General features: G+C 69.0%; 13 protein-coding genes. 10 read left to right on the forward strand and 3 right to left on the reverse strand.

What is annotated here, in order from left to right:
* Positions 1 to 2: 2 nt before the first annotated feature.
* Positions 3 to 653 (reverse strand): pentapeptide repeat-containing protein, encoded by a 651-nt coding sequence (locus KZC52_RS00675; RefSeq protein WP_247622152.1) that lies wholly within the window; start codon positions 651 to 653, stop codon positions 3 to 5.
* Between the two features lie 280 nt (positions 654 to 933).
* Between KZC52_RS00675 and ileS the strand changes: the two genes are divergently transcribed.
* Genes ileS through ndk form a run of 4 tightly spaced genes read left to right on the forward strand, consistent with a single transcriptional unit; the run spans position 934 to position 6470 of the window.
* Positions 934 to 4284 (forward strand): isoleucine--tRNA ligase, encoded by a 3351-nt coding sequence (ileS, locus tag KZC52_RS00680; protein ID WP_247622153.1) that lies wholly within the window; start codon positions 934 to 936, stop codon positions 4282 to 4284.
* Positions 4281 to 5633, forward strand: a complete 1353-nt coding sequence (locus tag KZC52_RS00685) for a bifunctional folylpolyglutamate synthase/dihydrofolate synthase (RefSeq protein ID WP_247622154.1) — start codon at positions 4281 to 4283, stop codon at positions 5631 to 5633. Before ileS ends, KZC52_RS00685 begins: the two co-directional genes overlap by 4 nt.
* Positions 5630 to 6052, forward strand: a complete 423-nt coding sequence (locus KZC52_RS00690; protein ID WP_247622155.1) for a DUF4233 domain-containing protein — start codon at positions 5630 to 5632, stop codon at positions 6050 to 6052. The genes KZC52_RS00685 and KZC52_RS00690 overlap by 4 nt, the downstream gene beginning before the upstream one ends.
* Position 6053: 1 nt before the next feature.
* Complete coding sequence (gene ndk / locus KZC52_RS00695; protein WP_067120383.1) at positions 6054 to 6470, forward strand: nucleoside-diphosphate kinase; 417 nt, start codon at positions 6054 to 6056, stop codon at positions 6468 to 6470.
* Between the two features lie 67 nt (positions 6471 to 6537).
* Here the strand turns inward: ndk and KZC52_RS00700 are convergent, their stop codons facing one another.
* The gene (locus tag KZC52_RS00700) at positions 6538 to 7149 is read right to left on the reverse strand and encodes a vitamin K epoxide reductase family protein (protein WP_247622156.1); all 612 of its coding nucleotides are present in this window, start codon (positions 7147 to 7149) and stop codon (positions 6538 to 6540) included.
* Between the two features lie 281 nt (positions 7150 to 7430).
* On the opposite strand from KZC52_RS00700, the gene KZC52_RS00705 reads away from it, so the two are divergent.
* Entirely contained in the window at positions 7431 to 9824 is a 2394-nt protein-coding gene (locus tag KZC52_RS00705; RefSeq protein ID WP_247622157.1) for an Rne/Rng family ribonuclease, read from the forward strand.
* On the opposite strand, the gene KZC52_RS00710 is transcribed toward KZC52_RS00705, so the two are convergent.
* Positions 9789 to 10055, reverse strand: coding sequence for a DUF4031 domain-containing protein (locus tag KZC52_RS00710; RefSeq protein WP_247622158.1), 267 nt, complete (start codon positions 10053 to 10055; stop codon positions 9789 to 9791). The two genes, KZC52_RS00705 and KZC52_RS00710, sit on opposite strands and share 36 nt — an antisense overlap.
* A gap of 212 nt (positions 10056 to 10267) precedes the next feature.
* Between KZC52_RS00710 and rplU the strand changes: the two genes are divergently transcribed.
* The 5 genes from rplU to KZC52_RS00735 all read left to right on the forward strand — a co-directional run bounded on the left by rplU (position 10268) and on the right by KZC52_RS00735 (position 14527).
* Positions 10268 to 10576, forward strand: coding sequence for a 50S ribosomal protein L21 (gene rplU, locus KZC52_RS00715; RefSeq protein ID WP_247622159.1), 309 nt, complete (start codon positions 10268 to 10270; stop codon positions 10574 to 10576).
* Between the two features lie 18 nt (positions 10577 to 10594).
* A complete protein-coding gene (gene rpmA, locus KZC52_RS00720) occupies positions 10595 to 10852 on the forward strand; it encodes a 50S ribosomal protein L27 (RefSeq protein ID WP_247622160.1) in 258 nt (85 codons plus the stop codon).
* A 110-nt stretch (positions 10853 to 10962) separates the two neighbouring features.
* Entirely contained in the window at positions 10963 to 12465 is a 1503-nt protein-coding gene (obgE, locus tag KZC52_RS00725) for a GTPase ObgE (protein WP_247622161.1), read from the forward strand.
* On the forward strand, positions 12462 to 13244 hold the full coding sequence (proB, locus tag KZC52_RS00730) for a glutamate 5-kinase (RefSeq protein WP_247622162.1): 783 nt from the start codon (positions 12462 to 12464) through the stop codon (positions 13242 to 13244). Before obgE ends, proB begins: the two co-directional genes overlap by 4 nt.
* Before the next feature lie 29 nt (positions 13245 to 13273).
* Positions 13274 to 14527: a glutamate-5-semialdehyde dehydrogenase gene (locus KZC52_RS00735; protein ID WP_247622163.1), complete on the forward strand. Its 1254-nt coding sequence runs from the start codon at positions 13274 to 13276 to the stop codon at positions 14525 to 14527.
* The last annotated feature ends 16 nt before the right edge of the window (positions 14528 to 14543 follow it).

The following is a 14543-nucleotide window of genomic DNA, read 5'->3' on the forward strand; positions in this document are numbered from 1 at the left end:
GCTCAGTCGGTGACGTGGATGCCGAGCCCCGCGGCGAACACAGGGGCGAGCTGCTGCACCTGGAAAGCCGTGAGCGTCGTGCCGCGCAGGCTGTTCGCGTCGAGGAAGGCAAGGGCGTCGAGTCCGCGCAGATCGACATCGGTCGCCCGCATGCCGCGGGTGTCGACCTCGTCGCTCGCCGAATCGGTGAAGCGCACCCGGGTGAGCTCCGCCTGGGGCATGTCGAGAGCGCGGATGCGGCATCCGATCACGTCGAGGTCTTCGACGCGGGCCGCTCCCAGGTTGAGGTAGTCGATGCGGAGATCGCGGAGTTCGAGCTCGGACACCCGGGTGGTGCTGAGATCGAGCGTGCCGATGCGGCCGCCGGTCACCCGCAGGCGGCGGATGCCGGCGCCGCGGAGCTTGACCGACGCGGCGCGGATGCCGGTGACGTCGACGTCGAGCACGGTGGCCCCCGTGAGGTCGATCGTGTCGGCATCCGCGGTCACGACGCACTGCTCGAGCGAGGCGTAGGCGAGGTCGGCGTCGCCTGCGAGCTCGATACGTGCGGCGATGAGGTCGGCGTTGCGCGCGGCGACGGCGGCGTCGAGGTGATCGGGGAGGTCGGGAGGCGAGACGCGAGGTGCGACGGGGGTCTCGGGGGAGCGGGCCATTCCTCGAGCGTAGGGCGGAGCGCCGACACTCACGGGATCCCGCAGGCCCGCCGGGGCGCGTACACTGGAAGCACGAGCATCGATCCGGCATCACCGGGGAGCTCTCGGAAGAACGGCCCGGCGACGGGCTCAGTAGAACCGAGCGGGGCAGGCCCGTCACAGCCGCAGTGAGAGTGGCGTGAACGCACCGAGAGGGGCGGGAACGCACGCGAGGTGGTACCGCGGCCCGGCAGGGTCGTCCTCGCAGGAGCATCCGCCACGACGACCACTGCGAGACACGATGACCTACCCGCGTTCCTCCTTCGGCCCCGCCGCCGACGCCTCCGTCGCGCCCAGCCCCCGCTTCCCCCGGATCGAGGAGGAGGTGCTCGAGTTCTGGAAGACGGACGACACCTTCCGCGCCTCGATCGAGCAGCGCGAGGGCTCGCCCGAGTGGGTGTTCTACGACGGCCCTCCGTTCGCCAACGGCCTGCCGCACTACGGCCACCTGCTCACCGGCTACGCCAAGGACGTGTTCCCGCGCTTCCAGACGATGACCGGTCACAAGGTCGACCGCGTGTTCGGGTGGGACACCCACGGGCTCCCCGCCGAGCTCGAGGCGATGAAGCAGCTCGGCATCACCGAGAAGAGCGAGATCGAGTCGATGGGCATCGACGTCTTCAACGACAAGGCGAAGAGCTCGGTGCTCGCCTACACGCGCGAGTGGCAGGACTACGTCACCCGCCAGGCCCGCTGGGTCGACTTCGACCGTGGGTACAAGACGCTCGACCTCGGGTACATGGAGAGCGTGCTCTGGGCGTTCAAGACCCTCTACGACAAGGGCCTCGCCTACGAGGGCTATCGCGTGCTCCCGTACTGCTGGCGTGACGAGACGCCGCTCAGCGCCCACGAGCTGCGTATGGACGACGACGTGTACCAGATGCGTCAGGACCCGTCCGTCACCGTCACCTTCCCCCTCACCGGGGCCAAGGCCGAGGCGCTCGGCCTCACCGCCGTGCGCGCCCTCGCGTGGACGACCACGCCGTGGACCCTCCCGACCAACCTCGCGCTCGCCGTGGGTCCCGACATCGAGTACGTCGTCGTGCCGGCCGGCCCGAACGGAGCGGCCGACGTGCACCAGGTCGCAGGCTCCGCGGATGCCGCGGTCGAGGCCTCCGCCCACCGCTACCTTCTCGCCCGCGAACTGCTCGGCGGCTACGCGAAGGATCTCGGCTACGAGAGCGCCGAGGAGGCGCTCGCCGCGGTCGAGGCATCCGTCCGCGGATCCGAGCTGCAGGACGTCACGTACGACCGGCTCTTCGACTACTACGCGGATGCCGAGGTCTGGGGCACCGAGAACTCCTGGCGCATCCTGGTCGACGACTACGTGACGACGAGCGACGGCACCGGCATCGTCCACCAGGCCCCGGCCTACGGTGAGGACGACCAGCGGGTCGCGGGTGCCGCCGGCATCCCCACGATCCTGTCGCTCGACGACGGCGGGCGCTTCCTGCCGAGCGTCACCGACGTCGCCGGTGAGCTCTGGATGGACGCGAACACCCCGCTCGTGCGCCTGGTGCGCGAGAACGGCCGCCTCGTGCGTCTGCAGAGCTACGAGCACTCGTACCCGCACTGCTGGCGCTGCCGGAACCCCCTGATCTACAAGGCCGTGTCGAGCTGGTTCATCCGCGTGACGGACATCAAGGACGACATGCTCGCGAACAACGAGCAGATCACCTGGGTGCCCGAGAACGTCAAGCAGGGACAGTTCGGCAAGTGGCTCGAGGGCGCGCGCGACTGGTCGATCAGCCGCAACCGCTACTGGGGATCGCCGATCCCGATCTGGAAGAGCGACGACCCCGAGTACCCGCGCGTCGACGCCTACGGTTCGCTCGAGGACCTCGAGCGCGACTTCGGTACGCTGCCGCGCAACCCCGAGGGTGAGATCGACCTGCACCGCCCGTACATCGACGACCTGACGCGTCCGAACCCCGACGACCCCACCGGCAACAGCACGATGCGCCGCATCGAGGACGTGTTCGACGTGTGGTTCGACTCGGGCTCGATGCCGTACGCCCAGGTGCACTACCCGTTCGAGAACCAGGAGTGGTTCGACACGCACGCACCCGCCGACTTCATCGTCGAGTACATCGGGCAGACCCGCGGGTGGTTCTACGTGATGCACGTGCTGTCGACCGCGCTGTTCGACCGCCCGGCATTCACCGGCGTCAGCTGCCACGGCATCGTGCTCGGCAGCGACGGCTACAAGATGTCGAAGTCGCTGCGCAACTACCCCGACGTCTCCGAGGTGCTCGATCGCGACGGTTCCGACGCGATGCGCTGGTTCCTCATGTCGAGCTCGGTGCTGCGCGGTGGCAACCTCGCGGTGACGGAGGAGGGCATCCGCTCGGGCGTGCGGGAGTTCCTGCTGCCGCTGTGGAACTCGTGGTACTTCTTCGCCACCTACGCGAATGCGTCGGGCGACGGGTACGAGGCGTCGTGGCGCACCGATTCGACCGACGTGCTCGACCGGTACATCCTCGCGCGCCTCGGTGACCTCGTGCGCGAGGTGCGCGCCGACCTCGAAGGACTCGACTCGACCACCGCAGCCGGTCGCCTGCGCGACTTCGCTGAGGTGCTGACGAACTGGTACATCCGCCGCTCGCGCGACCGCTTCTGGGTGGGTGTGAGCGAGGACCTGAAGAGCCGCGAGGCCTTCGACACTCTCTACACCGTGCTCGAGACGCTCACCCGCGTCGCCGCGCCCCTCGTGCCGCTCATCAGCGAGCGCGTCTGGCAGGGACTCACGGGCGGGCGCAGCGTTCACCTGCAGGACTGGCCGGATGCCGCGGCGTTCCCCGCCGCCGACGAGATCCGCGACGCGATGGATGCCGTCCGCGAACTCTCGAGCGTCGGCAACGCGCTGCGCAAGAAGGAGAAGCTGCGCGTGCGTCTTCCGCTCGCGCGCCTCACCGTCGTGTCGCCGCTCGCCTCGACGCTGGGGCAGTTCGAGGACATCCTGCGCGAGGAGCTGAACGTGAAGTCGGTGGAGCTGGTGGCACTCGCCGACACCACCGCCCACGAATACGGCATCGACCACCGCCTCAGCGTGAACGCGCGAGCGGCCGGACCGCGCCTCGGCAAAGAGGTGCAGAAGGCCATCCAGGCCGCGCGCTCCGGCGACTGGTCGGAGGTCGACGGTGTGGTCACGGCCGGAGGCATCGCCCTGGAACCGGCCGAGTACGAGCTGGTGCTCGAGACGACGGGTCGCCCCGAGGGCGAGGCCCTCGCGATCGTGCCCACCGGAGGCTTCGTGCTGCTCGACACGCAGACGACCCCGGAGCTCGAGGCCGAGGGGTTGGCGCGCGACGTGATCCGCGCCGTGCAGGAGACGCGCAAGAACGCCGGCTTCGACGTGAGCGACCGCATCCGCCTGGATCTGCGGTTCGCGAGCGAGGAGGACGCGGATGCCGTCGCCTCCGCCTTCGAGATCGCGGATGTGGCGGGGGAGACGCTGGCCGTCGAGCACTCGCTGCACCGGGAGGACCGACCCGTGGCAGGGGCCGAGTTCATCGCCGACATCGCGAAGGGCACGTACGCGAACCGTGCGGCCTTCACGATCGCCGTGTCCCGGATCGGCGGTGCCGCATGAGTGCTCGCGAACGGGCGGATGCCGTCTACGAGACCCTTCTGGGGCGCGCGGGGGAGCGCTGGGTGCAGCCGCGCAAGGAGCGCACCGCGCGCATCCTCGCCTTCCTCGACGACCCCCAGCGCACCTACCGCGTCGTGCACATCACCGGGACGAACGGTAAGACGTCGACCGCCCGGATGATCGAGAGTCTGCTGCGCGCGCACGGTCTGCGCACGGGACTCTTCACGAGTCCGCATCTGGAGCGTTTCACCGAGCGCATCATGATCGACGGCGAGCCGATCGACGACGCCGCCGTGGCCGACGCCTGGGACGAGATCGCCCCGTTCGTCGAGATCGTCGACGCCGAGCTCGAGGCCGCGGGCGACGCGCCGCTGACGTTCTTCGAGCTGCTGACGGTGCTCGCCTTCGTCGCCGTGGCGGATGCTCCGGTCGACGTGCTCGTGCTCGAAGTGGGCATGGGCGGCGAATGGGATTCGACCAACACGGCCGACGGCGACGTCGCCGTGTTCTCGCCCATCGACATCGATCATGCGGACCGCCTCGGCGACACGATCGCGAAGATCGCCGAGGTCAAGGCCGGCATCATCAAGGACGGCGCAGCCGTCGTCTCGGCGCAGCAGCCGGCCGAGGCAGCCGAGGTGCTGCGCCGAGTCGCCGCCGAGCGGGGAGCGACGATCGCCTTCGAGGGCGACGACTTCGGCCTCGCCGAGCAGAAGCTGGCGGTCGGCGGGCAACTGCTCACCATCCGCGGCCTGGCCGGCGATTACGTCGAGGAGTACCTGCCGATCTACGGCGCCCACCAGGGCCACAACGCCGCCCTCGCCGTCGCGGCGGTCGAGTCGCTCATCGGTGGAGCGGCGCAGCGGATCGCCGACGACATCATGTCGGAGGGTCTGCAGGGCGCCACGTCGCCCGGCCGCCTGCAGCTGCTGGGTGTCGCCCCGACCGTCGTCGTCGACGCCGCCCACAACCCGCACGGCGCGAAAGCGCTCGTGCAGGCGCTGGACGACAGCTTCGACTTCGACGAGTGGGGTGTGGTGCTCGGGGTCCTGGCCGACAAGGATGCCGCGGGCATCGTCGCGCAGCTCGCTCCTGCGGCGGCGCACGTCTTCGCCACGGCCCCCGACTCCGATCGCGCGTCGGACGCCGATGTGATCGCCGACCTCGTCGAGCAGACGGGACAGCGCGCCACCGTGCATCCGACCCTCGCCGATGCGGCCGATGCCGCGCGGGAGTGGGCCGCGTCCAACGACCGCCGAGCGGTCGTCATCGCCGGATCGGTCGTGCTCGCGGGCGAGGCGATCGCCCTCGCCGAGGAAGAGGACTGGAAATCCGGGTGGCGCGCATGACCTCCAGCGCCGCCGGCGGACGCGCTCCACGCCCGCCCCGTCCGCCTCGTACCCTCGTGCAGAAGCTCGCGCCGGTCGTGCTCGGCTTCGAGTCGATCGTCGTGTTCCTCGTCGGACTCACGATCTTCGGCCTGCGCTCGCTCCCGCCGGCCATCCCGCAGTGGTGGGGGATCGTGGGCGGCATCGTGATGGCGCTGGTCTGCATCGCCATCGCCGGGATGATCACCCGGCCCTGGGCCATCACCGCAGGGTGGATCGTGCAGGTCATCATCGCCCTGTCCGCGATCCTGGTTCCGTCCATCCTGTTCGTCGTCCTGATTTTCGGCGGCATGTGGGCGTATGCGACCATCAAGGGGGCGCGGGTGGATGCACAACGCCCGACCGAGCCCTCGACCGAGACTCAGACAGAGAGTGAATGACATGGCCACCGAAGAAACCCTCGTCCTCGTCAAGCCCGACGGCGTCGCTCGCGGCCTCACCGGCGCGATCCTCGCCCGCATCGAGGCGAAGGGCTACGCGCTCGTCGACATCCGCCTCGTCGAGCCCGACCGCGACCTGCTCGCCGCGCACTACGCCGAGCACGAGGGAAAGCCGTTCTATGAGCCGCTCCTCGAGTTCATGCTGTCGGGGCCGTCGGTCGCGATCCGCCTCGCCGGCAACCGCGTGATCGAGGGATTCCGTTCCCTCGCCGGCACGACCGACCCGACGACCGCAGCCCCCGGCACGATCCGCGGCGACTTCGGCCGCGACTGGGGCCTCAAGGTCCAGCAGAACCTCGTGCACGGCTCGGACAGCCCCGAGAGCGCCGCACGCGAGCTCGGCATCTGGTTCGACTGAGTCGCACTGCAGGAGAAAGGCCCGTCCGCTTCGGAAGCGTACGGGCCTTTCTCGTGCGCGGGTCGGATCAGAAAATGATCTTGGCCATCTCGCCCAGGAAGTCCAACCCCTGGAGCTGAGCGAGAAGGATGATGATGGCGTAGGCGACGATCGTCATCAGCGGGACCCACTGCATGAGCTTGTCTGCGCGCCCCTGAACCCGCTCGTTCTGGGAGAACGTCCCGTTTCGCGTGAGGTGGATCATCGTCGCGAAGAACGTCGGGATGGTGACTGCCCAGGTGACCATGCACCACGGGCAGAGAACGAAGAGGTCGTAGAGGCTCTGTCCGATCAGCCAGCAGACGAGGCCGAACGCGAAGGTGATTCCAGCGCCGAACGCGGCCCAGAACCAGCGGGGGAAGCGGGCTCCCGCAAGCACTGCGACCCCGACGACGAGCGGAGCCATCCAGCCTGTGAGTCCCATGATCGGATTGGGGAAGCCGAACACTGAGCCCTGCCAGGACTCGAGATTCTTGCTGCACTGGATGAAGGGGCTGAGATCGCACCCGAGCGCTTCGCTCGGGTTTTCGAGAAGTGTGAACTTTTCGACTGTGAGCTGGAAGGCGGCGAACCAGCCGATCACGCTCGCGATGATCAGCCAGACGGCGAAGATGACGGGGCGGGTGCGCTGCTCGCTCATCTGAGGATTATCTCAGCGACGGCTATGGATCGGGCGAGAACGGGGCCGGAGAAAATCTCCGGACGTGCACGGATGCCGCATTCTGCGGAACTTGGTGCGATAATGGCCTGTGACGCGATGAGCGGCCCAGCCGTGACACGTGTCGACGCAGACTTCGGGGCCCATGCCCCACGCGACCAGAGCTACGAGCCGGTCGCAGATCGAGTGAGTTCGCGGCACCCGCGGGTGCCGCATGAGTTTCGCGGAACACTCCGGTGATCCGCGCAGGGAGCAAGCCAGAGATGGCCGATGAGAACAATGACAACAACACCCCTACCCTCGACTTCCCGGCTGACGCCGCGGAAGAGCTGACGGAGTCCCCGACTCCCGAGGGCGAGACTCCGGAAGACGAGGCCCCGGCCGAGTCGGATGCTCCCGCAGAGGTCGCACAGGTCGAGGAGACCCTCGTGGCCGAGGACGAGTCCTCAGTCCCGGAAGAGTCCGCGGTCGAGGAGCCCTCGGCTGAGGAGAAGCCCGTGGCCGAGGAGCCCCCGGTCGAGGCGCCTGCCGCTCCCGAGGCACCTGCCGCTCCCGAGGAGCCCGCCGCGGTCACCGCCGTGTCGCTGGGTCTGCTCCCCGAGGTGTTCGTGTCGCAGGTCTCCACCCAGCTGCACTTCTACGCCCCCGAGATCGTGCCGCTGCCGGCACGCCCCGGTCGTGGCCCGGCTCCCGAGCGCGAGCTCGACGATGCCGACGGTGGTCGTCGCGGTCGCCGCCGTCGGGGCGGATCCGAGGGTGACGACCAGCGCGATGCTCCCCGTCAGCGCCAGCGCGTCGTCGAGTACATCACCGAGCCGAAGGCGATCAAGGGCTCCACGCGTCTCGAGGCCAAGAAGCAGCGCCGCCGTGACGGACGCGACGCCGGTCGCCGCCGTCCGGTCGTCACCGAGGCCGAGTTCCTCGCCCGCCGCGAATCCGTCGACCGCAAGATGGTCGTCCGATCGAAGAACGGCCGCACGCAGATCGGCGTCCTCGAGGACGGGGTCCTCGTCGAGCACTACGTCGCGCGCAACCAGGACGCCTCCCTCATCGGCAACGTCTACCTCGGTCGCGTGCAGAACGTGCTCCCGAGCATGGAGGCCGCCTTCGTCGACATCGGCCGTGGCCGCAACGCCGTGCTCTACTCCGGCGAGGTCGACTGGGACGGCGTCGAGACCGGCAACCAGCCCCGTCGTATCGAGCTCGCCCTCAAGCCGGGCGACCGCGTGCTCGTGCAGGTCACCAAGGACCCGGTCGGCCACAAGGGCGCCCGCCTGACCAGCCAGATCTCGCTCCCGGGCCGCTACCTCGTGTACGTCCCCGGCGGTTCGATGAACGGCATCAGCCGCAAGCTGCCCGACAACGAGCGCGCGCGTCTCAAGCGCATCCTCAAGGAGGTGCTGCCGGAGTCGTCCGGCGTCATCGTGCGCACGGCCGCGGAGGGCGCGACGGAGGACCAGCTCACGCGCGACGTGCAGCGTCTGACCTCGCAGTGGGAGCACATCCAGAAGCAGGTCGAGAGTCAGCAGGCTCCCGCGCTGCTGCACGCCGAACCCGACCTGCTCGTCAAGATCGTCCGCGACGTCTTCAACGAGGACTTCACGAAGATGCTCATCCAGGGCGAGGAGTCGCAGCGCACGATCCGCTCCTACCTCGAGAGCGTCGCCCCCGACCTCCTCGAGCGCGTCGAGTCGTACGAGGACGCCGCCGACCCCTTCGACGCGTTCCGGATCACGGAGCAGATCGAGAAGGCGCTCGACCGCAAGGTCTGGCTGCCGTCGGGCGGTTCGCTCGTGATCGACCGCACCGAGGCCATGACCGTCGTCGACGTCAACACCGGGAAGTTCGTCGGCTCCGGCGGCAACCTCGAGGAGACGGTCACCAAGAACAACCTCGAGGCCGCCGAGGAGATCGTCCGCCAGCTGCGTCTGCGCGACATCGGCGGCATCATCGTGGTCGACTTCATCGACATGGTGCTCGAGTCCAACCGCGACCTCGTGCTGCGCCGTCTCATCGAGTGCCTCAGCCGCGACCGCACCAAGCACCAGGTCGCCGAGGTCACCTCGCTCGGTCTCGTGCAGATGACCCGCAAGAAGCTCGGCCTCGGCCTCCTCGAGACCTTCAGCGAGGCGTGCGAGGTCTGCGCCGGACGCGGTGTGATCGTGCACCACGACCCCGTCGTCAAGCACCGCTCCAACGGAAACGGTGGCAACGGCAACGGGGGCAACGGCAACAACCAGAGCGGCCGCCGTCAGCGCGGTGGCAACGGTGGCGGACAGAGCCAGAGCGCCCCGCCCGCTGCGAACGTGACGCACAGCATCCCCGAGGGTGCGAAGTCGGCCCTCGCGCAGATCGCGGCATCCACGAAGGCTCCCGCCGAGGGTGCCGGCGACGTGGTCGTCGTCGACGAGGCGCCGGTCGAGGCGCCGGAGCGCGCGAAGAAGCCCCGCAAGAAGCGTGGGGCGGATCGCAAGCCCGCGCCGCGCAGCCAGGCCGAGCAGCTGCTCGACTCGGTGCTCGACGCCCTCCCGGAGCCGAAGGCGCCGGGACAGGGTCGTGGACGCCGTCGGGTCAGCACCGCGGCGCTCACCGGAACCCCGGTATCGGTGAACGGCGAGGCGTCAGCGCCGGTCGCGAGCGGGGATCCTGAGGCCTGAGGCGATCAGGCGTCGGACGAGCTCCTTGCCGCCGACGTGCTGGGCGCCGCCGGCGACGAGCCGGGGGATGCTCTCCTCCGGCACGTCGTAGTGGTCCAGGTCGAAGGCGCGCGGGGGGAGATCGTGGCTGAGCGCGAACGCGTGCAGCTCGTCGAGGCTCTCGTCGCTGACGAGGTGCGCCCACAGGCGTCCGTGCGCGGGCCAGAGCGGGTCGTCGACGAGAACGGTCATCCCGCAAGCCTATGACCGGACACACCCCTCGGCTCACTTTGCGAGTGGCTCCGGCATCCGGTAAAGTAGTCCCTTGGTGCGTATGCCGCGTCGTCCTCGTCGGTCGAAGCGGAGAGTCTTGCATTCGCACCCGTCGCCCCGCGGCGCATGCAAGCAACAGTCTTCCCGTGAGATTCTCGGAGCCGCGAGCTCCCCAACGAAACAGGTATGAAGTGGTTTACGCAGTAGTGCGCGCCGGTGGGCGGCAGGAGAAGGTCGAGGTCGGCACGATCGTTCAGCTCGACCGTGTGCAGGCTGCCCAGGGCGAGAAGATCGAGCTTGCCGCTGTGCTGCTCGTCGACGGCGCTACGGTGACCACCGACGCCGACAAGCTGGCCAAGGTCAAGGTCACCGCCGAGGTCATCGGCAACCTCCGCGGCCCGAAGATCATCATCCAGAAGTACAAGAACAAGACCGGCTACAAGAAGCGCCAGGGCCACCGTCAGGAGCTCACGCGCGTCAAGATCACCGGCATCAAGTAAGACCGAGGAGACCAGGACATGGCACACAAAAAGGGCGCAAGCTCCACCCGTAACGGTCGTGATTCCAACGCTCAGCGCCTCGGCGTCAAGCGCTTCGGCGGCCAGCAGGTCAACGCCGGCGAGATCATCGTCCGTCAGCGCGGCACCCACTTCCACCCCGGCGTGAACGTCGGCCGTGGCGGCGACGACACGCTGTTCGCGCTGTCCGCCGGTGCGGTGCAGTTCGGCGCGAAGGGCGGCCGCAAGGTCGTCAACATCGTCGCTGCAGGCGAGTAATCGCCGCACAGCAACAGACATCCGGTTCGGGGCGGGCTTCGGCTCGCCCCGTCCGTGTATCTGCCCACCGATTCCGATGGGCAACAGCTACCACCTGAGGAGACCGACACATGGTCACGTTCGTCGATACCGTGACGCTGCACCTGCGCGCGGGTAAGGGCGGCAACGGCTGTGTCTCGGTGCACCGCGAGAAGTTCAAGCCTCTCGGTGGCCCGGACGGCGGCAACGGCGGAGACGGCGGCGACATCGTCCTCGTCGCCGACCCGCAGACCGGCACGCTGCTCTCGTACCACCACTCTCCGCACCGCTCGTCGCCCAACGGCGGATTCGGCATGGGCGATCACCGTGCCGGGTTCATGGGGGAGGACCTCGAGCTTCCGGTGCCCGTCGGAACCGTCGTGAAGAACACCGACGGCGACGTGCTGATCGACATGATCATCCCGGGCGAGCGTTTCGTGGTGGCCAAGGGCGGCCTGGGCGGCCTGGGCAACGCTGCTCTCTCGTCGCCCAAGCGCAAGGCTCCGGGCTTCGCGCTGCTGGGTACGCCGGGGTACGAGGGCGATGTCGTCCTCGAACTCAAGACCGTCGCCGACGTGGCGCTCGTGGGATACCCCTCGGCCGGCAAGTCGAGCCTGATCGGCGCGATCTCGGCCGCACGGCCGAAGATCGCCGACTACCCGTTCACGACGCTGCACCCGAATCTCGGTGTCGTGCAGGCCGGCGACGCGCGCTACACCGTCGCCGATGTGCCCGGGTTGATCGAGGGCGCCAGCGAGGGGCGCGGTCTCGGACTGGAGTTCCTGCGCCACGTCGAGCGCTGCTCCGCGCTGCTGCACGTGCTCGATTGCGCCACGCTCGAGCCGGGGCGCGACCCGCTCTCCGATCTCGACGTCATCCTCGCCGAACTGGCCGCCTACGAGGTTCCCGAGGGACAGACCCCTCTGCTGGAGCGCCCGCAGTTCGTCGCCCTGAACAAGATCGACGTGCCCGAGGCTCGTGATCTCGCCGAGCTCGTCCGCCCCGATCTCGAGGAGCGCGGATTCCGCGTCTTCGAGATCTCCACCGTCTCGCACGAGGGTCTGCGTCCGCTGACCTTCGCTCTCGGTGAGCTCGTCGAGAAGGTGCGCGCCGAGCAGGCCGCCGTCGAGGTGCCCCGTGAGCGCGTCGTCATCCGTCCGCGCGGCTCCAAGAAGGAGTTCACGATCCGGGTCGAGGGCGGCACCTACGGCAACGTCTACCGCATCATCGGCGAGAAGCCCGTGCGGTGGGTGCAGCAGACCGACTTCCAGAACGAGGAGGCCGTCGGCTATCTCGCGGACCGGCTCGAGAAGCTGGGCGTCGAGGACGAGCTCTTCCGCCTCGGTGCGGTGCAGGGATCGACCGTCGTCATCGGCGAGGGCGACAGCATCGTCTTCGACTGGGAGCCGACGATGACCTCGGCCGCCGAACTCATGACGGCCCCGCGAGGGACCGACCCGCGTCTCGCGCCGAATGCGCGACGCACGACGTCGGAGCGTCGTGAGAACTACTACGAGCGAATGGATGCCAAGGCCGCGGCGCGCGCGGAGGTCGAGGCCCAGCGCCTCGCCGCCTATCGCGAAGAGGGCGAGTGACCGCACGCTCGCGTGCAGACCTCGCCACGGCTGCGCGCATCGTCGTCAAGGTCGGATCGTCGTCGATCAGCGGTGAGGCGTCCTGGCGTATCCCCGTCCTCGTCGAGGCCCTCGCGGCCGCGCACGGGCGGGGCGCCGAGGTCGTCCTCGTCTCGTCCGGTGCGATCGCGTCCGGCATCCCGTTCCTGCGTCTCGACGCCCGCCCCACCGATCTCGCGACCCAGCAGGCGGCCGCGGCCGTCGGTCAGAACATCCTGGTTTACCGGTACCAGGAGGCGCTGCGTCCGTTCGACATCGTCGCGGGCCAGGTGCTGCTGACGACCGGTGATCTCGAGAACCCCACCTCGCGCAGCAACGCCCGTCGCGCGATGGAGCGCCTTCTCGGGCTGCGCGTGCTCCCGATCGTCAACGAGAACGACACGGTGGCGACCCAGGAGATCCGTTTCGGCGACAACGACCGCCTGGGAGCCCTCGTCGCTCAGCTGATCGAAGCCGACGCTCTCGTGCTGCTCAGCGACATCGAGTCGCTCTACACGCGCCCGCCCTCCGATCCCGGTGCCGAGCCGATCGACGTGATCGCCGCGGATGCCGATCTGAGTGGACTCGAGTTCGGGGCGACGGTCGTGAACAGCGTCGGCACCGGGGGAGCGGCCACCAAGGTCTCCGCCGCCCGGCTTGCGGCCGCGTCGGGGATCGGCGTGCTCGTGACCAGTGCCGATCTGGTGGATCGGGCGCTCTCGGGTGCCGAGGTCGGCACCTGGTTCGAGCCCGCCGTCTGAGCGGGATCGGAGCGCCCTAGACTGGGCGGATGACCGATCAGACCCCGCAGGTGCGCCTCGAGCGCGCGAAGGAGGCGTCGCGCGCGACGGCCGCTCTGACCAGTGGCGACAAGGAGCGCGTTCTCGAGGAGATCGCCCTCGGACTCGAGCGCGACGCCGAGCGCATCATCGCCGCCAACGAGCTCGACATCGCGCGCGGAAACGAGAACGGGATCGGCGACTCGCTGATCGACCGTCTGCGCCTCGACGACAAGCGCGTCGCGGCTCTCGCCGCCGCCGTTCGCCAGGTCGCCGCGCTCCCGGACCCGGTGGGTCGCGTGGTGGGCGGGCATCGGATGCCGAACGGTGTCGCCCTCGAGCAGATCCGAGTGCCCTTCGGCGTGGTCGGCGCGATCTACGAAGCGCGGCCGAACGTCACGGTCGACATCGCCGCTCTCGCACTGCGTTCGGGAAACGCGGCCGTTCTCCGGGGCGGCAGCGCCGCGCGTGAGTCGAACACCGTTCTCGTCGAGGTCATGCGGGAGGCGCTGGTGCGATCGGGCGTCACCGCCGAGGCGATCCAGACCGTCGACGACTTCGGTCGGGACGGAGCCACGGCGCTCATGCACGGACGCGGCTACATCGACGTGCTCGTTCCGCGCGGGAGCGCAGGGCTCATCGAGACCGTCGTCACGGAATCGACCGTTCCGGTCATCGAGACGGGGGCCGGGAACGTGCACATCGTTCTCGACGAGTCGGCGCCGGACGACTGGGCCCGCGACATCGTGGTCAATGCGAAGGTGCAGAGGCCGAGCGTCTGCAACGCGGTCGAGACCGTGCTCGTACATCGTCAGGCGGCACCGCGTCTCGTGCCCCTCGTGGGCAGTGCGCTGCAGAGCGAGGGAGTGGCGATCCACGGCGACGACATGGTCGCCGGGCTCGTGTCGAACGTCATCCCGGCCACGGAGGAGGACTGGGCGACCGAGTACCTCAGCCTGGACATCGCGATCAAGGTGGTCGACGACCTCGACGAGGCCCTCGCGCACATCCGCCGCTACAGCACGGGTCACACCGAGTCGATCATCACGACCGACACCCGCAACGCCGAGCGTTTCCTCGCCGAGGTCGATTCCGCGGTCGTCATGGTCAACACCTCGACCCGCTTCACCGACGGCGGCGAGTTCGGCTTCGGGGCAGAGGTGGGTATCTCGACGCAGAAGCTGCATGCGCGGGGCCCGATGGGTCTCGCCGAACTCACGAGCACGAAATGGCTGGCGCGTGGGTCGGGGCAGACGCGCGGCTGAGGGATAGACTGGATGG

The organism is Microbacterium galbinum, assembly GCF_023091225.1.
Lineage (GTDB): Bacteria > Actinomycetota > Actinomycetes > Actinomycetales > Microbacteriaceae > Microbacterium > Microbacterium galbinum.